Source organism: Amycolatopsis sp. CA-126428, assembly GCF_002904335.1.
Taxonomy (GTDB): Bacteria; Actinomycetota; Actinomycetes; order Mycobacteriales; family Pseudonocardiaceae; genus Amycolatopsis.
In genome coordinates this window covers 174,737-195,313 of record NZ_PPHF01000038.1, presented here as the reverse complement: position 1 = coordinate 195,313, position 20,577 = coordinate 174,737, and the positions used below count along the sequence as shown (strand labels likewise).

The following is a 20,577-nucleotide window of genomic DNA, read 5'->3' as shown; positions in this document are numbered from 1 at the left end:
TGTGCGCCATCAGGGACTCGAACCCCGAACCCGCTGGTTAAGAGCCAGCTGCTCTGCCAATTGAGCTAATGGCGCCGGTGTCTGCCGGAGGTTTCCCTCGGCGACGTGGAAAAGATTAGCACCCCTCTCCGGGGCCCGTTTCAGGGGGGTCCCCCAACCCGGTTCCGGCATCGCCGCCCCGGTGTCGGGGCTGGTCGGGCACACTGTAGTCGGACATCGTCGGCGAAACGGGCGGGTGGGCATGCGGGGTGTGACGGTGCGGTTGCTGGTGGCCGCCGGGGTGATCGGCCTGTCCTTGGCCGGGTGCAGCAGTAACCCTTCGGGTGAACCTCCGCGGGAGACCGCCCCCAAGAGCGGTAGCACCGCTCCCAAGCCGGCCCCGAAGCCCGCTGTGCTCGCCGTCACGCCCGCCAAGGATGCGAAGGACGTCGCGCCCGGGGAGCCGGTGAGCGTCACCGTCGCGGACGGGAAGGTCGGGGACGTCAAGCTGACCGGGGCCGATGGCAAGGTCGTCGCCGGGAAGCCGCGGGCCGACGGCTCCGGGTGGGACTCCGCCGAGCCGCTCGGCTACAGCAAGACCTACAAGCTGACCGCGACCGCCGTCGGCTCCGACGGCAAGCCGGTCACGTCGGAGTCGACCTTCAGCACCGTCAAGCCCGCCCGGCAGCTCGGCGTCTCGGTGAACCTCGACGAGGGGGAGACCGTCGGGGTCGGGATGCCGCTGATCTTCACCTTCACCGGCAACGTCACCGACAAGGCCGCGGCCGAGAAGGCGCTGAAGGTCTCCGCGGAGCCGGCCACCGAGGGCGCCTTCCGCTGGTCCGGCGACAAACAGGTCACCTGGCGGCCGAAGGAGTACTGGAAGAGCGGCACCAAGATCAAGGTCGACGCCGCCGTCTACGGCAAGCCGCTCGGCAACGGCAGCTACGGCCGGGAGGACAAGGGCGCCAGCGTCACCGTCGGCGACAAGCTCGTCGCCGTCGCCGACGGCGTGACCCACCAGATGACGGTCACGATCAACGACAAGGAGGTCAAGACCATGCCGACCTCCATGGGCAAGCCCGGTCACAACACGCCGCAGGGCACCTACACCGTCATGAGCGAGCACACCGGCTACACGATGAACTCCGCGACCTACGGCGTGCCCGAAGACGCGCCCGGCGGCTACAGCACCTTCGTCCAGTACGCGATCCGGCTGTCCTACAGCGGCATCTTCTACCACTCCGCGCCGTGGTCGGTGCGGCAGCAGGGCCACAGCAACGTCAGCCACGGCTGCCTGAACCTGTCCACCGAGAACACGAAGTGGCTGATGGACACGTCCAAGAAGGGTGACGTCGTCACCGTGCAGAACAGCGGCGGCCCGAAGCTCGAGCCGACCGACGGCTGGAGCGTCTGGCAGCTGTCCTGGGACGAGTGGCGGACGGCGGCGAACTAGCCCGAGTCGCGGACCAGTTCCCGCGCCTCGGCCTCGGTCGACACCGCGGGTCCCGAGCCCCAGAGCGGCTTGTTCGCCGTCTCGCGGCTGAAGTACACCGCGACGGCGCCGATCGCGCCCGCCGCCATCAGGTACCAGGCCGGCCAGAAGTCGTAGCCGGTGGCGGAGATCAGCGACTGCATCACCAGCGGGGTCGTGCCGCCGAAGAGCGACACCGAGATGTTGAACGCGATGGACAGCGCGCCGTACCGGATGGCCGTCGGGAACAGCGCGGGCAGCGCCGCGGGCATCGACACCTCGAAGCAGAGCAGCAGCAGGCCGAGTCCCATCAGGCCGAGGAAGGTGAGGACGAGGCCGCCGTCGTGGACGAGCAGCATCAGCGGCCAGGACAGCACGAGGAACCCGAGGCAGCCGGCCATCATCACGGGCTTGCGGCCGACGTGGTCGGTGATCCGCCCGCCGACCATGATGATGAGCATCATCACGACCATGACGACGATGATCAGCAGCAGCCCGTGGGTGGCGTCGAGGTGCAGCTGCTCGGAGAGGTACGTCGGCATGTACGACAGCAGCATGTAGTCGGTGACGTTGAAGACGAGCACCAGGCCGACGCACGCGAGCAGCGCGGGCCAGTACTCGGTGAACATCTTCCAGAACGGTTCGCCGGACTTCCCCCGCTTCTCGGCCTCCTCGGCGTGCTTCTGGAAGGCGGGGGTCTCCTCCAGCTTCAGCCGCATGTAGAGCCCGATGATGCCGAGCGGCCCGGCGACCAGGAACGGAACGCGCCAGCCCCAGTCGAGCAGCGTCTCGTGCGGCACCCAGGCCTTCATCCCGGTGACGACGGACGCTCCGAGCACGTACCCGGACAGCGTCCCGAACTCGAGCCACGACCCCATGAACCCGCGCCGCTTGTCGGGCGAGTATTCGGCGATGAAGGTGGTGGCGCCCCCGTACTCCCCGCCGGTGGAGAACCCCTGCACCATCCGCGCGACGACGAGCAGGATGGGCGACCAGACCCCGATGGAGCTGTAGGACGGGATCAACCCGATGCACAGTGTCCCGATGGCCATCATGATCATGGTGACGGCGAGCACCTTCTGCCGCCCGATCCGGTCCCCGAGCGGCCCGAAGACGAGGCCGCCGAGCGGGCGCATGAGGAAGGCGGCGGTGAAGGCCCCGAAGGTCCCGATCAGCCGAACCCCGGGAGACACGGTGGGGGGAAAGAACACCTCGGCAATGGTGTCGGCGATGTAGGCGTAGACCCCGAAGTCGAACCACTCCATGGCATTGCCCAGGGCCGCAGCCCCGACAGCCCGTTTCAGAAGCGACCGATCGACGACGGTGATGTCCTCATACCGAAGCTGCTTCTTCCGGCCCCTGACCTTCCCACCTGAACGTTCCACGCCTCAACGGTGCATCCCCATTGGGACCCCCGCACGCTGAGCCATCCAGTCGTGAGCGTTACCACCAACGGCCCAACCCCAAACCGCACCCGGCAACGCAAGGCGACCACTCGGATGGGGGTCCGGGGGCGTGCCCCCGGCGGGGTTGTGGGGGTTCGACCCCCACAAAAAGGCGAAACCCCGACAGTGGGAAAGGGCCGCAAGGCCCTGACCACGCCGGGGTGATGGGGTGAGCGACGGGTTTCGAACCCGCGACCTCCTGGACCACAACCAGGTGCTCTACCAGCTGAGCTACGCCCACCATCGCCGAGGGGATCCGCTTGCGATCACCTCGCTGGCAGTAATCGTAGCGGGTGCTCGCGACCGCTTTTCAGGGGGTCACCTTTGGTGCCGTTCCTGCACTTCAGCGGCCGCGGCCTTGGCTTCTTCGCTGGTGGGGCCGGGCTGGGGCACGAAGGCGGCGCGCCGGTAGTAGTCGAGTTCGCCGATGGATTCGCGGATGTCGGCGAGGGCGCGGTGGGCGAGGCCCTTCTCCGGCTTGGCGTAGTAGATGCGCGGGTACCAGCGGCGGACGAGTTCCTTGACGGAGGAGACGTCGACCATGCGGTAGTGCAGGTGGGCGTCGAGGGCGGGCATGTCACGGGAGATGAAGCCGCGGTCGGTGGCGATGGAGTTGCCGGCGAGGGGGGCGGTGCCCGGTTCGGGGACGTGCTCGCGGATGTAGTCGAGGACGCGGCGCTCGGCTTCTTCGAGGGTCACCGTGGAGCGGCGGACTTCTTCGGTGAGGCCGGAGTGGGCGTGCATCTCGCGGACGATCTCGGGCATCCCGGCGAGTTTTTCCTCGTCGGCGTGGATGACGATGTCGACTCCGTCGCCGAGCACGTTGAGTTCTGCGTCGGTGACGAGGGCGGCGATTTCGATCAACGCTTCCTTGCCGAGGTCGAGCCCCGTCATTTCGCAGTCGATCCAGACTAGGCGGTCGGTCACCTGGTGACCCTAACCCGACACGGGGATAGGAAGGGCGTTACCTGCGCGTACGGCGCGTTACGCTCGCCACGCCGGGTTCGGTGTGGTGCGGGACACAGATCGGGGAGCGGGCAGTGGCCGAGCAGGAGTCGCCGGCGAGTGAGATCGCCGCTGGTTATGCGAGTGAGGGTGCCGCGCTGGAGCTGGGTGCGGTCGTGATCGACGGGCAGGTGGACGCCGCGGCGGCCGTGCGGCTGCCGTTGGCGACGCTGAACCGGCACGGGCTGGTCGCCGGCGCGACCGGCACGGGCAAGACCAAGACGTTGCAGCTGATCGCGGAACAGCTGTCGGCGGCCGGGGTGCCGGTGGTGCTCGCGGACGTGAAGGGCGACCTGTCCGGGCTGGCCGCGGCGGGCGAGGCGAACGACAAGGTCGCGAAGCGCTCGCAGGAGCTGGGTGACGACTGGGCCGGCGCCGCGTTCCCGGTGCAGTTCCTGTCGCTGGGCACCGGCGGCAAGGGGTCGCCGATCCGGGCGACGATCACGAGCTTCGGGCCGGTGCTGCTGGCCAAGGTGCTGGGGCTGAACGAGACGCAGGAGTCGACGCTCGGGCTGATCTTCCACTGGGCCGACCAGCGCGGTCTGGCCCTGCTGGACACGAAGGACCTCCGGTCGGTGATCACGCACCTGACCAGCGACGAGGGCAAGGAGGACCTCAAGGGGATCGGCGGGGTCTCGGCGGCGACGGCCGGCGTGATCCTGCGCGCGCTGTCCAATCTGGAGGCCCAGGGCGGCGAGGACTTCTTCGGGGAGCCCGAGCTGGACGTGCACGACCTCATGCGTCAGGCCGACGGCAAGGGCGTCGTCACGCTCCTCGAACTCGACAACCTCCAGGCGAAGCCCGCGTTGTTCTCGACGTTCCTGATGTGGCTGCTGGCCGAGCTGTTCGAGGAGCTGCCCGAAGAGGGCGATCTCGACCAGCCGAAGCTGGTGTTCTTCTTCGACGAGGCCCACCTGCTGTTCGCCGACGCGTCGAAGGCGTTCCTCGAGCGCATCGAGCAGACCGTGAAGCTGATCCGGTCGAAGGGCGTGGGCGTGTTCTTCTGCACGCAGCTGCCCACAGACGTCCCGAACGCCGTGCTCTCGCAGCTCGGCGCGCGGATCCAGCACGCGTTGCGGGCGTTCACGCCGGATGACCAGGCGGCGCTCGCCAAGACCGTGAAGACCTACCCGAAGACGAAGTTCTACGAGCTCGACACGGCGTTGACGTCGCTGGGCATCGGCGAGGCCGTCGTCACGGTGCTGTCGGAACGCGGTGCGCCGACGCCGGTGGCGTGGACGCGGCTGCGGGCGCCGCGGTCGAAGATGGGCTCGATCGGCGACGAGGCCGTCGCCGCGGCCGTCTCTTCGTCCGATCTGCACGCGAAGTACGCGGAGACGATCGACCGGGAGTCGGCCTACGAGCGGCTCTCCGCGAAGGTCGCCGCCGCTCCCGCGCCCGAGGCTGCCCCCGCGCCGCCGGCGCCGGGGAGGGACGAGCCGGGATTCCTCGAGTCCGCCATGAAGAACCCGGCCGTGAAGTCGTTCATGCGGTCCGCGGCGAGTGCGCTGGGCCGCGAGATCACGCGTGGGCTGTTCGGCAACCGGAGGCGCTGACAAATCCTGACGTTCCCCGTCAGGTTTCGCTGCCAAGGTGGTGCCACACCGAAGAGAGGGAACCAGCCATGACCAGCACCGCCACCGCGTTGTTCACCGTCGACCAGTGGGAGCCGCAGGCGACCGACGAGTTCGGGGGCAACGAGCTCGCCCGGGTGGCGATCGCCAAGACGTTCACCGGGGCGGTCGAGGGGACCAGCACGGTCGAACTCCTGACGGCGACCAATGCGACGTCGCGCGCGTACGTCGGCTTCGAGCGGCTCGAAGTCTCGGTCGACGGCCGCAAGGGCAGCTTCGTCCTGCATCACACGGCCGACGAGTCCGGGCTGACCTTGAAGATCCTCACCGGCTCCGGAGCGGGCGAGCTGACCGGAATCTCCGGCACGGCGAACATCGAGATCGACGGGGAGGACCACCACTTGACCCTCACCTACACGCTCTGAGCAGCACGAAGGCCGTTTCGAGAGCCCCCGATTGACTCTCGAAACGGCCTTCGCGGTGATCTCCCGCTCCCCGAAGCGGGGGGACGGGCCGCCCCGACCACGGCCCGTCCGCGTCCTAGTTGTTCACGATCTGGTCGACGATCTTCTTGGCGTCGTTGATCGGGATGGCGAAGCCGATCCCGACGCTGCCCGCCGAGCCGTTGGCCGACGCCGACGGGCTGTACAGCGCCGAGTTGATGCCGATCACGTTGCCCTGGGCGTCGACCAGCGCGCCACCGGAGTTGCCCTGGTTGATCGCGGCGTCGGTCTGGATCGCGGTGTAGCTGGGCGAGTCGCTGCTCTGGTTCGACGTGCGGCTGAACGGCGAGCGCTGCTGCTGCTCGCCCTGCCCGATGTCGGACAGGTTCCGGTTCAGCGCGCTGACGATGCCGGTGGTGACGGTGTTCTGCAGGCCGCCCGGCGAGCCGATCGCGACCACTTCCTGGCCGACGGCGAGCTTGCTCGAGTCGCCCAGGGACGCCGCCTTCAAGCCACTGGCGTTCTGGGCCTGGACCACGGCGATGTCCGCCTTGGTGTCCGCGCCGACCACGCCGGCCTGGTACTTCTTGCCGTCGGACGTGGTGATCACGACGTTCTGAGCGCCGTCGACGACGTGGGCGTTGGTCAAGATCCGGCCGTCGGAGGTGAGGATGACGCCGGAGCCGATGGCCTCGCCCTGGCTCGTCGTGACGTTGATCTGGACGACGCTGGGCGTGACCTTCGCCGCGACGGCGCTGACGTCGCCGGAGGTCGAGTTCGCGACCGTCTGCCCGTTCGCGGCCGGCGTGCTGAGCGACGTCGTCGCGCCGTCCGCCGACGTGAGCCCGACGATCGCCGCGCCACCGACGCCGCCGACCAGCGCGGCGCCGAGTGCGGTCGCGCTGACGATCATCGCGACGCGGCCACCCTTGCGCGGCTTGGTCTTCAACGCCGTGGGGGCCTGGGCGCCGGGGGCCGGCGGCGGGGTGAAGAGCGGATTCGGCGCGGCCTGCTGCTGGTAGGCGTACTGCGCGTACGGCCCGTACTGCTGAGTGCTGTGGTGCGGCTGGTGCCCACCGGTTGAGGCGGGGCCGGGCCGACTCTCGTTCTCGGTCATAGGACCAGATTCGCGCTCGTGCTTGTGAGCAGCCTGTGGAAATACCTCAGGCTTTGCTGAGAAGAATCAGCTGAGAAAACTCAGCCGATCCTCAGGCTTCAGGCGAAGAACGACGGCACGTCCAGCACTCCTCCCGCCGCCTCGAACTCGTCGTGCACGGCCTTCCGCAGCTCGGCGTCACCGAGGTAGTCGGCGGCGGTCAGGGCCAGGCCCAGCGCGCCGTCCCGGACTCCGGCATCGCCCGTCTCCGATCCGGCCGCGGCCGCGAACTCCTTGGTGTGCAACGCAACCGTCGGCCCCGAGATCGCCAGCATGGGGTGCAGCGCGGGGACACGGTAGGAGATGTTGCCCAAGTCCGTCGAGCCCGTGAGCGACTCCGGCACGATGCCCGGCGGCAGCGGTTTGCGGCCGGTGATCACCTGGTTGGCCGTCCACCGCCCGGCGAGCGCGGTGTTGAACCGGATCGGCAGGTAGGCCGCCTGGGCGTCCCAGATCAGCTCGACGCCGCAGCCGGTCATCGCCGCGGCGCCTTCGGCGATCGACGTCATGCGGGCGGCGAGGTCACGCAGGGTTTCCGGGCGCTGGGACCGGAGGTAGAACAGCAGCGCGGCGCGAGCCGGGATGATGTTGGGCCGGGCGCCACCGTCGGTGAACACGCCGTGGACGCGGTCGCTCTGCGGGAGCTGCTGGCGCAGCGCCGAGACGCCTTGGTACGCGGCGACGGCGGCGTCGAGCGCGTTGCGGCCCATGAACGGCTGGGCGCTCGCGTGCGCGCCGACGCCGTGGAAGATCATCTCCAGCTGACGCCGTCCGAGGAACGGGTGCAGCGCGATGTCGTGGCTGAACGGGTGCAGCATGATCACCGCGTCGACGTCGTCGAACACGCCGGCGCGGGCGAGGATCTCCTTGCCGCCTCCGCCTTCCTCGGCGGGCGTGCCGATCAGGCTGACGCGGCCGCCGAGCCGCTCGGCGACGGTCGCGGCGCCGAGGAAGCCACCCGCGGCGGTGGTGCAGATGACGTTGTGGCCGCAGGCGTGACCGAGCCCGGGCAGCGCGTCGTACTCGGCGAGCACGGCGATGTGCGGCCCGTCTCGCGGTGGTGTGCTGACGCGCAGCGCGGTGTCGAGCCCGCCGACGCCGACCGTGGCTTCGTGGCCGTGCCGGTGCAGGAGATCGGCCAGCGCCCGCACTGACCGGTGCTCGGCGAAGCCCTCCTCGGGGTGGGCGTGCAGATCTTGGCTCAACGTCACCAGATCGGGTGAGCTGCGCTCGACCGCGGCGGTCACTTCGGCGCGCGTCGCCTCGTCCGCGCCGGTGTGCGGCGAGGACAGCGGTTCGGCGGCCGCGACGGCGTCGGCAGTGGCCTCGACCAGGGAACGCAGGTAGCTGTCGTCGGGCGGGACGGGGTCGGCGTGGGTCATGGGGCGATGCTAACCGCCATCTCCGACAATCCGCGGCGCTCAGCCGAACTCGCCCGCCACGATCTGCGTGACACCGGCGTACCGTTCGGTGATCTTCGTGAAGCCGCGGGCGCGCAGGGCCGCCCCGATTTCGCCGCGATCGAACATCTTCTGGCCGCTCACGATCCCGCCGGCCGACTCGATCAGGCGTGCGGGTTGCCGGCCGCGGCGGGCGCTCGTCAGCAGCACGATTCGGCCACCCGGTTTCACCACGCGCGCGAACGAGTCCAGCGCGGTCTCCGGCTCGGCGAACATGTGCAGCGCGGCGAAGCAGCAGAGAGCGTCTACTGTGGACGGCTTCAACGGCAGGTGCACGGCGTCGGCACGCAGGTAGGCGACGGTGTCCGGGCCGCCCTCGGCGACGGCCTTGGCGAGCATGGTGCGGGCGCCGTCGAGCCCGATCGCCAGCCCGTCCGGGCCGACGGCCGCGCCGAACGCCCGGGTGAACCGGCCGGTTCCGCACGCGACGTCGAGCACCGTGCGGCCCGGTGCCGGCCGGAGGAGCTTCGTGGCAAGCGAGACTTCTTCCGCCATGCTCGGCCCGAACGGGCCCTTGAGCGCGCGGCCGAGGGCGGGCCGCCAGTACCGCTCGTAGACCTGCGGGAGCAGGGTGGTGCGCATCAGGCGCTGGGTGAGCCCGGTCGGCGGACCGGCCTGGTCCGCGGCGCCCAGCAGGTCGAGGTAGCCGGAGTCCGTCCGGGCCGGCGTCTCGAGCAGGGCCTGGAGACGGTCGGATGCGGTGGTCGGCACGGGCTCTCCTCCCTTTCGGACACCGGCAGTATGCCCATCTCCCGGCCACTCGATCGAGTGAACAAATCCGGGATCAGGCGTTCGAGGTCCGGAATTGTCGGTGCCCCTTCCTAACGTCGCGGGCAAGGTTCCGATCCGAGGAGGAGAGATGACGACGATTTCCCGCCCGCGTGCCGACATCGAGGTGCACGGCGAGTTCGACCTGGCCGCGGCGGCCCGCTTCCTGACCGGCTTCGCCCCGGCCGGGCAACCGGATTCCGAACCCGGCGCACTGCGGGTGGCGTTCGCGCTCGACGGCGAATGGACGCCGGTGGGAGCGGTGCTGCGGCAGAGATCGCCCGGCGAGGTCACGGTCGAGGTCCACGGTCGGCCCGAGCACACCGATGCGGTGGTGGCCCAGGTGCGGCGGATGTGCTCGCTGGACGTCGACGGCACGGCCTTCCCGGAGGCCGGCGCCCGTGATCCGGTGGTTTCGCTGCTGCAGGCGCTGCACCCGGGCCTGCGTCCGGTCCTCTTCGCATCGCCGTACGAGGCGGCGTGCTGGGCCGTGCTGAGCCACCGGATCTGGATGACGCAGGCGGTCCGGCTGCGCCGGCGCTTGACCGAGCGCTACGGCACCGAGGTCGACGTGGGCGGGGGCGTGCTGAGGGCGTTCCCGGCGCCGGCCGCGCTGGCGGAGATGGAGTACCAGCCGGGGCTGCCGGGCCCGAAAATCCCGCGCCTGCGCGCCCTCGCCGAGGCGGCGGCCGACGGAATGCTGGACGCGGCGGCGTTGCGGGCAATGCCGGCGGAGGAGGCGCTGAAGCGGCTGCAGCTGCTGCCGGGCATCGGCCGGTTCAGCGCGGAGCTGATCCTGATCCGCGGCGCCGGCCACCCGGACGTCTTCCCCCGCAGTGAAACCCGCCTCCACGAGATCATGCGCGACGCGTACCACCTCCCGGGCGCGGGCGTCGCGGAGCTGGCGGAGATCGCGGAGGCCTGGGCGCCGTTCCGGAGCTGGGTCTCGTTCCTGTTCCGGGTCGAGGGCGAGGCCCGGATGCGGGAGTCGCGATGACCTGACCTGGGAGATGGCAACGCCTCGGCCCGCGCCTCTTGCCGCCCGCGTTCCGACGACAGAAAGGAGAGCGCCACGACGCAATACCGGAAGCCGCGAAGCGGCGAGCGGTGGGGACTCACGGTAGCCAGATATCGCCTGTGGTGAGGTGTCCGGGTGAGCTCGCCCGTTCATTTCGCGCTCGGTGGTCCGGCCGGTGACGCCCTGTCGGCTTTCCGCGCGGCTGCCGCCACGGACACATCGCCGGCCGGTTCGCTGCTGGAGCAGGCCCAGGCCCCCGCGGTGATCACCCTGATCGCCGGCGGCGTCGCACTGCTCGTGGTCCTGGTCGGCGGGACACCGTGGCGACGGGCGCGGAACGTCGTGACGATGGTGCACGAGGCCGGCCACGCGCTGGCCGCGGTACTGGTCGGACGGCGCCTGCAGGGCATCAAGCTGCATTCGGACACCTCGGGCGTCACCGTCTCGCGCGGCAAGCCCGAGGGCCCGGGCATGGCGTTCACGGCGATGGCCGGGTACCTGGCGCCATCGGTCCTGGGGCTGGTGTTCGCCAGCCTGCTGGGCGCCGACCTGGTCGGCACGGTGCTGGTCCTGATCGCGCTGCTGCTGCTCGGCGTGCTGGTGATGGTGCGCAACGCGTACGGGGTGTTCACGGTGGTCGCCAGCGCGGCGGTGCTGGCGCTGATCGCGTTCGTGGCCCCGGTCGAGCTGCAGGCCCCGTTCAGCTACCTGGTGACGTGGTTCTTGCTGTTCGGAGGCGTCCGGCCGGTGGCCGAGCTCCAGACCAAGCGCCGCCGCGGCCAGGCCCGCGACTCGGACGCGGACCAGCTGGGCCGCCTCACGGCGGTCCCCCCGGTGCTGTGGGTCTTGGTCTTCGCGGTGGCAACAATCAGCTGCTTGATCGCCGGCGCCCTGTGGCTCCTGGAGCCAGTGGCCAAGTAGCCCCGCCAGCGGTGGTCCCGGCCGCGGCGCCCGGCTTGGCTGGCCACGACCCGGGCCGCTCCGCCAGGCGACGAAGGCTGCCCGCGCCGCTGCCCGATGCCCGCTGGGCCCGGCATGGACAGACCCGCGTGGAGCGGCCCACTATCGGCGGCCTGAGCCGGCCGCCACGCTCGCCAGCCGTCTTCGGCGGCCGCGCTGGTCGCGAGGTGCGGTGCTCAGGCCGGCCCGGCCGGTCGCGGCGGCACCTCACGGGCGGTGGCCGGTTGGCAGCCGCGCCCGTCGCAACGTGCCGCCGCGATGCCCGACCGCACCGACGGCAGGCCGCCCCCCGCCGTGGGCGCCACCCGGCGGCCGCGCCACCCAGACCAGGCGCGTCCCCGCTCACCGGCGGTGGAGCCCGTGGCCGGTCACCGGGGTGCATGCGGCAAACTGGTGGTCCGCGCGGAGGGAGACGAACGATGGACGAGGTCGCCAAGGCCGTCGAGGAGTGCGCACGGGCGGCGAAGCTGGCCGCGCCGTCGCTGGCTGCCGCGAGCGCCCAAGCCGTCGATGACGCTCTGTCCGGGATGGCCGAGCGGCTGCTCGCGCACCGTGACGAGATCCTCGAGGCGAACCAGGCCGATGTCGCGCGCGCCAAAGCCGAGGGGATGAGCGCCGGCCTGCTCGACCGGCTCACCATCACCCCGGAGCGGCTCACCGGCATGGCCGAACAGCTTCGGCTGCTCGCCGGCGCCCCGCACCAGGAGCGCTCCGTCGACGTGTCCACCCTGGACGGGGGCCTGCGGCTGGTCGAACGGCGGCGGCCGGTCGGGGTCATCGGGGCGAACTACGAGGCGCGGCCGAACGTCACCGTCGACGTGGCCTCTCAGCTGGTCAAGTCCCGCAACGCCGGGGTGCTGCGCACCGGCTCGGCCGCGCTCGGCTCCGCCCAGCGGCTGCGTGAGGTCGTCATCGCGCCGGCGCTCACCGAGGCGGGCATCGACGCCGACTGCGTGCAGCTCGTGCCGCGCGTGGAGCGGGAGGCGGCCTCCGCGCTCGTCCGGCTGCCCGGCCTCGTGCCGCTGGTGATCCTGCGCGGCAGCGGGGACAGCACCCGCGCCCTCGCCACCGAGGCGGCCGTCCACGGCGTGCGCACCCTCGCCCACGCCGATGGCGGTGGCGTCCTCTACGTCGACCGCGGGGCGGACGTCACCAAGGCGCGCGACCTCGTCTACGCCAGCCTCGACCGGCTGGGCGTCTGCAACCGGCTGAACCTGCTGCTCATCCACGAAGACATCCACGACGACGCCTGGCCCGCGATCTCGGACGCCCTCGCCGAGCGCGGCGTCACGCCTTCGCTGGCCCCGCACGAGCACCCCATCGGCTACGAGTGGGCGCTGGACTCCGACCGGGAAGCCACCGTCACCGTCGCCAAGGTCGGCTCGCTCTCCGACGCCGTCGACATCGCCAACGAGCGCACCTCCGGCCTGGCAGCGGGCATCTCCACCGAGGACGAGTCGGCCGCCGACGCCTTCTTCGACGGCTACACCGGCACGGGCGTCTTCTGGAACGCCCCGACCCGCCTCCTCGACGGCTTCAAGCTGCTCGCCGTCCCGGAAACCGGCATCAACCTCGACAAGGTTCCCGGCCCGCGCGGCCCGGTGACCTACACCGACCTCTACGTCCGCCAGTACGCGGTCCTGCCGGCCTGAACCGAGCGGGGCCGGCCAGGCCGGCCAGGCCAGGCGGGCCGGCCCAAGCCGGGCCAGGTCAGCGCGTCGGCGGGACGCCGGCGAGCTTGCGCAGCTCCTTGACCGTGTCCACGGCGTCGGTGACCAGCTCGGTCCGCTCGTCGGCGTCGCCGGAATAGCGGTAGATCGCCGTCGGTCCGTCGCTGATCGCGATCGCCGCGACCAAGCGGCCTTCGGGGTCACGGGTGAGCCCGGTCGTCACCGACACCTCCCGGCCGACGGTGTCGACCGTGGTGAGCGTCCGCTCCTTGTACCAGCCTCGCGTTGTCATGTTCAGAAAGCTCCGGGGGATGCGCACGGCAGGGGGATACGTCGTAGGACGCGGGGACCGCCCCGGGTGTTACGGCATACTGGGCCGGGTGATCCCCCGGCCGCACGTCCTGCTGTCCGCCGCGCAGTCGCTCGACGGCTACCTCGACGACACCTCACCCGAGCGGCTGGTGCTGTCCACAGAGGACGACTTCGCGATCGTCGATCGGTTGCGGGCCGAGGCCGACGCCATCTTCGTCGGGGCCGGGACCGTGCGGGCCGACAACCCGCGGCTGCTCGTCCGGTCCCCCGAACTCCGGCGGAAACGGCTGGAACAGGGCAAGCCCGAACAACCCGTCAAGGTCACCGTGACCACCCGCGGTCTCGACCCGGACGCGCAGTTCTTCACCGTCGGGGACACCGAAAAGCTCGTCTACGCACCGCCCGGCGCCGCGGACGCGCTCAAGCACGTCGCCACCGTCGTCGACGCCGGGAACCCGCCGGACTTCGGGCGCGTCCTCGACGACCTCGGCGCGCGCGGCATCGAGAACCTGCTGGTCGAAGGCGGTGGCGGGATCCATACCCGCTTCCTCACCGAAGGCCTCGCCGACGCACTGCGGCTCGCGATCGCGCCGTTCTTCGTCGCGCAGCCGGACGCGCCGCGGTTCGTCGGGCCGGGACTCTATCCGCGGCCGCTGGTCCTGACCGCCGCGAACGAACTGCAGGGGATGGCCGTCCTCGAGTACCGCGCCGCCGCCGAACCGACCGGCCGGGACGTCCAGCGCCTCAGGGAAGCCATCGCGCTCGCCGCCGAGTGCCCGCCCAGTCACACCTTCCGGGTCGGCGCCGTGATCACCGACGCCGACGGCGAGGTCGTCGCCACCGGGCATTCCGGCGAGGGCGACCCGGGCAACCACGCCGAAGAGGCCGCGCTGGCCAAGTGCGCCGGCGACCCGCGCCTGGCCGGCGCGACCATGTACAGCTCGCTGGAACCGTGCAGCCACCGCAGTTCCCACCCGCGCAGCTGCACCCAGCTGATCCTCGACGCCGGGATTCCGCGGGTCGTGTTCGCCTGGCGTGAGCCGCCGGTCTTCGTCGACGCCCGGGGCACCGAACTGCTGCGGCAGGCCGGGCGGCACGTCGTCGAGGTGCCCGCGCTGGCCCCGGAAGTCCAGCGCGAGAACACCCACCTCGACTTCTAGCCGGCTAACAGGCGCCGTTGTCCTGCCAGACGCCCCATTCGCCGGTCGTGCCGGGCTCTTCGCCCTGCGTCCACCACTTGGCCGTCCACTTGTGGCTGTTGTGCGAGACGACGTTGTCCTTGACGTAGACCTTCGCCCGGTCCCACTCCGCCGCGGTGCAGGAGCCGTTGCCCGGGGTGGTCGGGGTCGTCGTCACCGGCGGGGTCGTCTGCGGCGGGGTCGCGCCGGCGAAGCGGACGCTGAACTTCGTGAAGTCCCAGTCGTTCTGCGGGACGTTGCTGCAGACGCCGTTGTCCGTCGTGCCGGAGCAGGCGCGGTCCCGGTTGACCGACCAGAACGTGAAACGGCCGAGGCCGTGGCTGGTCGCGTAGTCGTACACCGTCTGGAAGTCCGAGGTGTAGAACATCTCCGCCGCGTCGGACTTGCCGTTCATGCCGGAGAAACCCTCGTGGGCGTAGGCGGTCGCGCTGTCCCAACCCAGATGGGACATCAGCAGGCCGTGGAACGCTTCCAGCGCCGACACCTGCGACGAGCCGCCGTTGAAGCCGCCGTCGAACGGCATGATCGAGAAGTTGTTCGGCGTGAAGCCGATCGACTTCGCCTGGTCGATCAGCTGCGTGCCGAACCAGCCGGTGCCGGCCGCGGTGCCCGGCATGGTCACCGAAACGAACAGGCCGGGGTTGCCGGCCTGCAACGTCTTCGCGGCGCCGAGCTCGTTCGCGATCGCCGCGGTGTTCTCGTACTCGGGCTCTTCGAGGTCGAAGTCGATCGCCTTGAGCGAGTACTTCGTGATGACCTGCTGGTAGGCGGCGGCCGTCGCGGCCACCGTTCCGCAGGTCTGGCCGAGCTTCGTGCCGCCGTACCCGCCGACGGACACCGAGACGTCGCCGCCCGCGCCGCGGATCCGCGAGATGACGCCCGCGACCGCGGTGTCGGACGAGACGGCGGAGGTGCCGTCCCAGGTCGGGCTGCAGCCGCCGCCGTTCGGCGCGAGGATGAACGCCAGCTGGAACGCCTTGAGCCCGGTCGCGTTCATCACGGTCACGGGGTCGGGCGGGTTGTTGCTCTGGGGCATCAGGTACGGCGCCGCGGCGTACCAGTTGTTGCTCAACGCCGCGGTCGCCGACGGTGCGCCGAGCACGAGGCTGACGGCGGTGGCGGCGAAAGTGGCGGCGGCGAGCCCGACGGCGGCCAGTCTGCTCCTGCGCATGAGCTGTCCTCCCGGTGGGGATCGAGGTGGACAGATCATTGGACTAGACCATTAACGAAGTCAAGCCACCAAGGTCGGGTAATCCCGATCGGCGGGCGAAACGTCCCGCAATATCCGAAACTTGTCCGGCCAAGGCGGCGGTGGTCCGGACCACCACCGCCGGTCGTCCGCTTGCGGTCACTCCGACTCGAGGTCGCCCTCCAGCGACAGGTATACCTCGCGCATCTTCTCCAGCAACGCCGGATCCGGCTCCGCCCACAAACCGCGGTCCGCCGCCTCGTTCAGCCGCTCCACGATCCCGCGTAACGCCCACGGATTCGCCTGCCGCAGGAACTCCTGGTTCACCTCGTCGAGCACGTACGACTCGGTCAGCTTCTCGTACATCCAGTCGCCGACCACGCCGGCCGTGGCGTCGAAGCCGAACAGGTAGTCCACCGTCGCGGCCAGCTCGAACGCGCCCTTGTAACCGTGCCGGCGCATCGCCGCCAGCCACCGGGGGTTGACCACGCGGGCGCGGAACACCCGGGCCGTCTCCTCGCCCAGCGTGCGCGTGCGGACCGCGTCCGGCGAGGTGCTGTCGCCCACGTAGGACGCCGGGGCCGCGCCCGTCAGCGCGCGGACCGTCGCGATCATTCCGCCGTGGTACTGGAAGTAGTCGTCCGAGTCGGCGATGTCGTGCTCGCGCGTGTCGGTGTTCTTCGCCGCCACCACGATGCGCTTGTACGAACTCTCCATGTCCTCGCGCGCCGGGCGGCCGTCCAGGTCGCGGCCGTACGCGAAGCCGCCCCACACCGCGTACACCTCCGCGAGGTCCTTGTCGTCGCGCCAGTTCCCGCTGTCCATCAGCGGGAGCAGGCCCGCGCCGTACGCGCCCGGCTTCGACCCGAAGATCCGCGTCGTCGCGCGCCGGTCGTCGCCGTGTGCCGCCAGGTCGGCGGACACGTGCGCGCGGACGAAGTTCTCGTCGAGAGGTTCGTCCAGCCCGGCCACCAGCCGCACGGCGTCGTCCATCAGGGCGATCACGTGCGGGAACGCGTCGCGGAAGAACCCGCTGATCCGGATCGTGACGTCGATCCGGGGCCGGCCCAGCTCGGCCAGGGGAATCGCCTCGATGCCCGTGACGCGCCGCGAAGCTTCGTCCCACACCGGCTGGACGCCCAGCAGCGCCAGGACTTCCGCCGCGTCGTCACCGGACGTCCGCATCGCCGACGTGCCCCACACCGACAGCCCGACCGACTTCGGCCAGTCGCCGGTGTCCTCGCGATAGCGCTTCAGCAGCGAGTCCGCCAGCGCCTGCCCGGTTTCCCAGGCCAGCCGGCTCGGGATGGCCTTCGGGTCGACGGTGTAGAAGTTCCGCCCGGTCGGCAGCACGTTGATCAGCCCGCGCAGCGGTGACCCGCTCGGCCCGGCCGGGATGTACCCGCCGTCCAGCGCGTGCAGCACCGCGTCCAGTTCGGCCGACGTCCCGGCGAGCCGGGGGACGATTTCCTCGGCGGCGAACGAAAGCACCCGCGCGACCTGGGCGTCCGGCGCCACCGAGGCGACCGCGGTCGCGTCCCAGCCCCGCATCTCCATCGTCTGCACGAGTTCCCGCGCCGTCTTCTCGACCGCGTCCACTTCGGACATCGGCGCGTCTTCCTTGAGACCCAGCGCCGACCGCAGGCCCGGCACCGCGCCCTGCTTGCCGCCCCACATCTGGGACGCGCGCAGCATCGCCAGCACCAGGTTGACGCGTGCCTCGCCGACCGGCGCCGCGCCCAGGACGTGCAGCCCGTCGCGGATCTGCGCGTCCTTGACCTCGCAGAGCCAGCCGTCGATGTGCAGCAGGAAGTCGTCGAACTCCGCGTCGTGCGGCCGTTCGTCGATGCCGAGGTCGTGATCCAGCTTGGCCGCCTGGATCAGCGTCCAGATCTGCTGGCGCACGGCCGGCAGCTTCGCCGGGTCCATCGCCGCGATGTTCGCGTGCTCGTCGAGCAGCTGCTCCAGCCGCGCCATGTCGCCGTAGGACTCCGCCCGCGCCATCGGCGGGATCAGGTGGTCGACGATCGTCGCGTGCGCCCGCCGCTTCGCCTGCGCGCCCTCGCCCGGGTCGTTGATCAGGAACGGGTAGACCAGCGGCAGGTTCCCGAGCACGGCGTCCGGCGCGCACGACGCCGAGAGCCCCGCGGTCTTGCCCGGCAGCCACTCCAGCGACCCGTGCTTGCCCAGGTGGACGACGGCGTGCGCGCCGAACTCCTCCTCCAGCCAGCGGTACGCGGCCAGGTAGTGGTGGCTCGGCGGCAGGTCCGGGTTGTGGTAGATCGCGACGGGGTTCTCGCCGAACCCGCGGGGCGGCTGGATCATGATGATCACGTTGCCGCTCTGCAGGGACGCCAGCACGATGTCGCCGTTGTCGACGTACAGCTCGCCGGGCGCCGGGCCCCAGTGCTCCTCGACGCCTTCGCGCAGCTCGGCCGGCAGCGCGTCGAACCACTCTTGGTACCGCGCGGCGGGAACGCGGATCGGGTTCCCGGCGAGCTGCTCTTCGGTGAGCCACTCCGGGTCCTGGCCGCCGGCGGCGATCAGCGCGTGGATCAACGCATCGCCGTCGGGCTGGTCGGTGCCGGTCGGGTCGACGCCCGGAAAGGCGTCCGGCCCCAGGTCGTAGCCCAGCGCGCGCATCCGCCGCAGCAGCTCGATCGCCGAAGCGGGTGTGTCCAGCCCGACCGCGTTGCCGACGCGAGAGTGCTTCGTCGGGTACGCGGACAGCATCAGCGCGATCCGGCGTTCCGGCGGAGGTGTGTACCGGAGCCGGGCATGCGCCAGCGCGATGCGAGCGACGCGGGACGCGCGCTCGGCGTCCGGCACGTACCGGGGGAGACCGTCCTCGTCCAGCTCCTTGAACGAGAACGGCACCGTGATCAGCCGCCCGTCGAACTCCGGCACGGCCATCTGGTTCCCGGCGTCGAGCGGCGAGAGGCCGTCGTCGCTGGCCGCCCACGTCTCGCGGTCGCTGGTCAGGCACAGCGCCTGCAGGATCGGGACGTCGAGCGCGGCCATCTCGGCGACGTCCCACGCCTCGTCGTCACCGCCCGCGCCCACCTCGGACGGCCGCGTGCCACCGGCCGCGAGCACGGTGACCAGCAAGGCGTCCACGGACGCCAGCTCGGCCATCATCTCCGGCTCGCGTGTCCGCAGCGAAGCACAGTAGACCGGCAACGCGCGCCCGCCCGCGGCCTCGATCTCGTCGGCGAGGGCGTGCACGAACGCCGTGTTCCCGGACAGGTGGTGCGCGCGGTAGTAGAGGATGCCGATGACCGGGCCGTCGCCCCGCGAAGGACGTTCGAGGACGCCCCAGGTGGACTGCTCGGCGGGCGGCTCGAAGCCGTCGCCGGTGAGCAGGAGCGTGTCGGAGAGGAACCGGTGCAGCTGGGTGAGGTTCGCCGGGCCGCCCTGCGCGAGGTAGGCGTGGGCCTCGGCGGCGATCCCGGCGGGGACGGTCGAGAGCTTCATCAGCTCGGCGTCCGGCGTCTGCTCCCCGCCCAGGACGACGACGTGCGCGCCCGACGCCCGCAGCGTGTCCAGGCCGTCCTGCCAGCTCCGCGGCGTGCCGAGGATCCGCGCGACGACGATCTTGACGCCGTCGAGCAGCCCGGGCAGCTCGGCGACGTCGAGCCGGGCGGGGTTGCCGAGCCGGTACTCGCGGTCGCTCGATCGGGCGCTGAGCAGGTCGGTGTCCGAAGTGGACAAAAGCAGGATCACGAGGTTCCTCCTCGGGGTCCGCGCCCCGGGTAGACGGGCGCGCCGGCCGGAGTTCCTGGCTCCCGGAGCCGCCGACGTACTCCCTCCCGCGGAGGGGGCATCGAACACAGCTCCGGTCACAGTGGCGGGACCGCCCCGGACTCTCACCGGGTTCCTCCACCTGCCGACGCGTGGGTATCGCCCTCACTCTCCGGTGCCGGTCGAGGCGCGTCAAGGTGACGTTGCCTGGGTAACCTGGCGGCTTGGAACCCTTTCTCCGGAGCTTCACCGCCGCGCAGTCGACCCGGCAGCCGTACCGCCACCCCACCGCGGCCGAGCTCGAAACCGCCGGAACGGGCTTCGCCGCCCTGCTCGACGGCCGCCCCCATCACCTGCCTGACCTGGGGTTCTCCGTGACCGGCGACGCCTTCGTGGTCCAGGAAACCGGCACCGAGCGAGCCTGGGGGCTCTACGCGATCGACCGGTCCGCACCGCCGTCACTGGTCGTCGAGGTGCCGCACCCCTCGTCCGACCTGCGGACCGACCTCATCGGCTTGGCCCTCTTCGAGCAGGTGCCCGGCGCGGTGCTGGCCGTCGCGGGGGCGCACCGCCGCCGGGAAGACCCGGCGCACGAGACGCGGACCGTCTTCCACGTCGTCACCACACTGCTGGCCCGCCGCGGCCTGCCGCAGGTCCAGCTGCACGGCTTCAAGGACCGCACGCTGCCCGCGGCCGACGTCGTCCTCTCGGCCGGCGCCGCGGAGGCCGGCGACGCGGCCCGCCGGGCAGCGGACCGCCTGGAAGCCGCCGGGTTCCGCGTCCGCCGGGCCTGGGCCGAGCCGTGCCGCGGCCTGGCCGGGACGACGAACGTCCAGGGCCAGGCCGCCGGCGGCACGCCGTTCCTGCACGTCGAGCTCAACCGGACGATCCGCGAGACCCGCCGCGACGACGTCGTCCGCGCCCTGGCCGACGCCGACCTGCGCAAGCCCTAGGCGGACCGCTCTCCCAGGCGGGGGAAGGGCTTCGTCGAGAACAGCACCTCCACGGAGACCTCGAAGAACTCCGCGATCCGCAGGGCCAGGAACAGCGACGGGCTGTACTCGCCGCGCTCCAGGTAGCCGATCGTCTGGTAGTGCACGCCGAGGGCCTCCGCCAGCTGCCGCCGCGAGATCGACCGCTCCGCGCGCAGCATCGCGATCCGGTTGTAGACGACCTCACTCATG

17 protein-coding genes, 2 tRNA genes and 1 riboswitch are annotated in these 20,577 nt (G+C 71.1%); of the genes, 8 read left to right on the top strand and 11 right to left on the bottom strand.

All coding sequences use genetic code 11. The annotated features are described in order from the left end of the window. Positions 1–2: 2 nt before the first annotated feature. Positions 3–75 (bottom strand) — tRNA-Lys (locus C2L58_RS12215). 166 nt (positions 76–241) lie between these two features. On the opposite strand from C2L58_RS12215, the gene C2L58_RS12210 reads away from it, so the two are divergent. Further along, positions 242–1,435, top strand: a complete 1,194-nt coding sequence (locus tag C2L58_RS12210) for a L,D-transpeptidase family protein (RefSeq protein ID WP_199191227.1) — start codon at positions 242–244, stop codon at positions 1,433–1,435. Here the strand turns inward: C2L58_RS12210 and proP are convergent. The 3 genes from proP to orn all read right to left on the bottom strand — a co-directional run bounded on the left by proP (position 1,432) and on the right by orn (position 3,825). Then, complete coding sequence (gene proP / locus C2L58_RS12205) at positions 1,432–2,838, bottom strand: glycine betaine/L-proline transporter ProP (RefSeq protein ID WP_103337679.1); 1,407 nt, start codon at positions 2,836–2,838, stop codon at positions 1,432–1,434. The genes C2L58_RS12210 and proP overlap by 4 nt on opposite strands. A 225-nt stretch (positions 2,839–3,063) precedes the next feature. Beyond that, a tRNA-His gene (locus tag C2L58_RS12200) sits at positions 3,064–3,139 on the bottom strand. Between the two features lie 77 nt (positions 3,140–3,216). After that, positions 3,217–3,825 carry an oligoribonuclease gene (gene orn, locus C2L58_RS12195; RefSeq protein WP_103337678.1) on the bottom strand — a complete coding sequence of 203 codons (609 nt, stop codon included), beginning with the start codon at positions 3,823–3,825 and terminating at the stop codon, positions 3,217–3,219. Between the two features lie 113 nt (positions 3,826–3,938). Between orn and C2L58_RS12190 the strand changes: the two genes are divergently transcribed. Next, positions 3,939–5,459, top strand: a complete 1,521-nt coding sequence (locus tag C2L58_RS12190) for a helicase HerA-like domain-containing protein (protein WP_103337677.1) — start codon at positions 3,939–3,941, stop codon at positions 5,457–5,459. Between the two features lie 68 nt (positions 5,460–5,527). Continuing rightward, a complete protein-coding gene (locus tag C2L58_RS12185) occupies positions 5,528–5,902 on the top strand; it encodes a DUF3224 domain-containing protein (RefSeq protein ID WP_103337676.1) in 375 nt (124 codons plus the stop codon). 115 nt (positions 5,903–6,017) lie between these two features. Here the strand turns inward: C2L58_RS12185 and C2L58_RS12180 are convergent, their stop codons facing one another. From C2L58_RS12180 to C2L58_RS12170, 3 genes are all read right to left on the bottom strand, one after another. Then, positions 6,018–7,037 carry a S1C family serine protease gene (locus C2L58_RS12180; RefSeq protein WP_103337675.1) on the bottom strand — a complete coding sequence of 340 codons (1,020 nt, stop codon included), beginning with the start codon at positions 7,035–7,037 and terminating at the stop codon, positions 6,018–6,020. Positions 7,038–7,135: 98 nt separating this feature from the next. Further along, positions 7,136–8,458, bottom strand: a complete 1,323-nt coding sequence (locus tag C2L58_RS12175; RefSeq protein WP_103337674.1) for a M20 family metallopeptidase — start codon at positions 8,456–8,458, stop codon at positions 7,136–7,138. Between the two features lie 39 nt (positions 8,459–8,497). Next, positions 8,498–9,247, bottom strand: a complete 750-nt coding sequence (locus C2L58_RS12170; protein WP_103337673.1) for a class I SAM-dependent methyltransferase — start codon at positions 9,245–9,247, stop codon at positions 8,498–8,500. Positions 9,248–9,395: 148 nt separating this feature from the next. Here C2L58_RS12170 and C2L58_RS12165 point away from each other — a divergent pair, with 148 nt between their 5' ends. The 3 genes from C2L58_RS12165 to C2L58_RS12155 all read left to right on the top strand — a co-directional run bounded on the left by C2L58_RS12165 (position 9,396) and on the right by C2L58_RS12155 (position 12,934). Beyond that, the gene (locus tag C2L58_RS12165; RefSeq protein WP_103337672.1) at positions 9,396–10,301 is read left to right on the top strand and encodes a DNA-3-methyladenine glycosylase family protein; all 906 of its coding nucleotides are present in this window, start codon (positions 9,396–9,398) and stop codon (positions 10,299–10,301) included. A 156-nt stretch (positions 10,302–10,457) separates the two neighbouring features. Further along, positions 10,458–11,243: a M50 family metallopeptidase gene (locus C2L58_RS12160; RefSeq protein WP_103337671.1), complete on the top strand. Its 786-nt coding sequence runs from the start codon at positions 10,458–10,460 to the stop codon at positions 11,241–11,243. Positions 11,244–11,701: 458 nt separating this feature from the next. Beyond that, on the top strand, positions 11,702–12,934 hold the full coding sequence (locus tag C2L58_RS12155; RefSeq protein WP_103337670.1) for an aldehyde dehydrogenase family protein: 1,233 nt from the start codon (positions 11,702–11,704) through the stop codon (positions 12,932–12,934). 58 nt (positions 12,935–12,992) lie between these two features. Here C2L58_RS12155 and C2L58_RS12150 read toward each other — a convergent pair whose 3' ends face one another. Then, positions 12,993–13,244 carry a hypothetical protein gene (locus C2L58_RS12150; RefSeq protein WP_103337669.1) on the bottom strand — a complete coding sequence of 84 codons (252 nt, stop codon included), beginning with the start codon at positions 13,242–13,244 and terminating at the stop codon, positions 12,993–12,995. 88 nt (positions 13,245–13,332) lie between these two features. Between C2L58_RS12150 and C2L58_RS12145 the strand changes: the two genes are divergently transcribed. Then, positions 13,333–14,424, top strand: a complete 1,092-nt coding sequence (locus C2L58_RS12145) for a dihydrofolate reductase family protein (RefSeq protein ID WP_103337668.1) — start codon at positions 13,333–13,335, stop codon at positions 14,422–14,424. Positions 14,425–14,428: 4 nt separating this feature from the next. On the opposite strand, the gene C2L58_RS12140 is transcribed toward C2L58_RS12145, so the two are convergent. Together C2L58_RS12140 and cobN are read right to left on the bottom strand one after the other, a co-directional pair. Then, complete coding sequence (locus C2L58_RS12140) at positions 14,429–15,634, bottom strand: chitinase (RefSeq protein WP_103337667.1); 1,206 nt, start codon at positions 15,632–15,634, stop codon at positions 14,429–14,431. Positions 15,635–15,811: 177 nt separating this feature from the next. After that, the gene (cobN, locus tag C2L58_RS12135) at positions 15,812–19,375 is read right to left on the bottom strand and encodes a cobaltochelatase subunit CobN (protein WP_103337666.1); all 3,564 of its coding nucleotides are present in this window, start codon (positions 19,373–19,375) and stop codon (positions 15,812–15,814) included. Between the two features lie 49 nt (positions 19,376–19,424). Then, positions 19,425–19,532: riboswitch (cobalamin riboswitch) on the bottom strand. An 85-nt stretch (positions 19,533–19,617) separates the two neighbouring features. On the opposite strand from cobN, the gene C2L58_RS12130 reads away from it, so the two are divergent. Then, on the top strand, positions 19,618–20,346 hold the full coding sequence (locus C2L58_RS12130; protein WP_103337665.1) for a hypothetical protein: 729 nt from the start codon (positions 19,618–19,620) through the stop codon (positions 20,344–20,346). Here C2L58_RS12130 and C2L58_RS12125 read toward each other — a convergent pair. Then, positions 20,343–20,576, bottom strand: a complete 234-nt coding sequence (locus C2L58_RS12125) for a helix-turn-helix transcriptional regulator (protein WP_013228830.1) — start codon at positions 20,574–20,576, stop codon at positions 20,343–20,345. The genes C2L58_RS12130 and C2L58_RS12125 overlap by 4 nt on opposite strands. Position 20,577 lies beyond the last annotated feature (1 nt).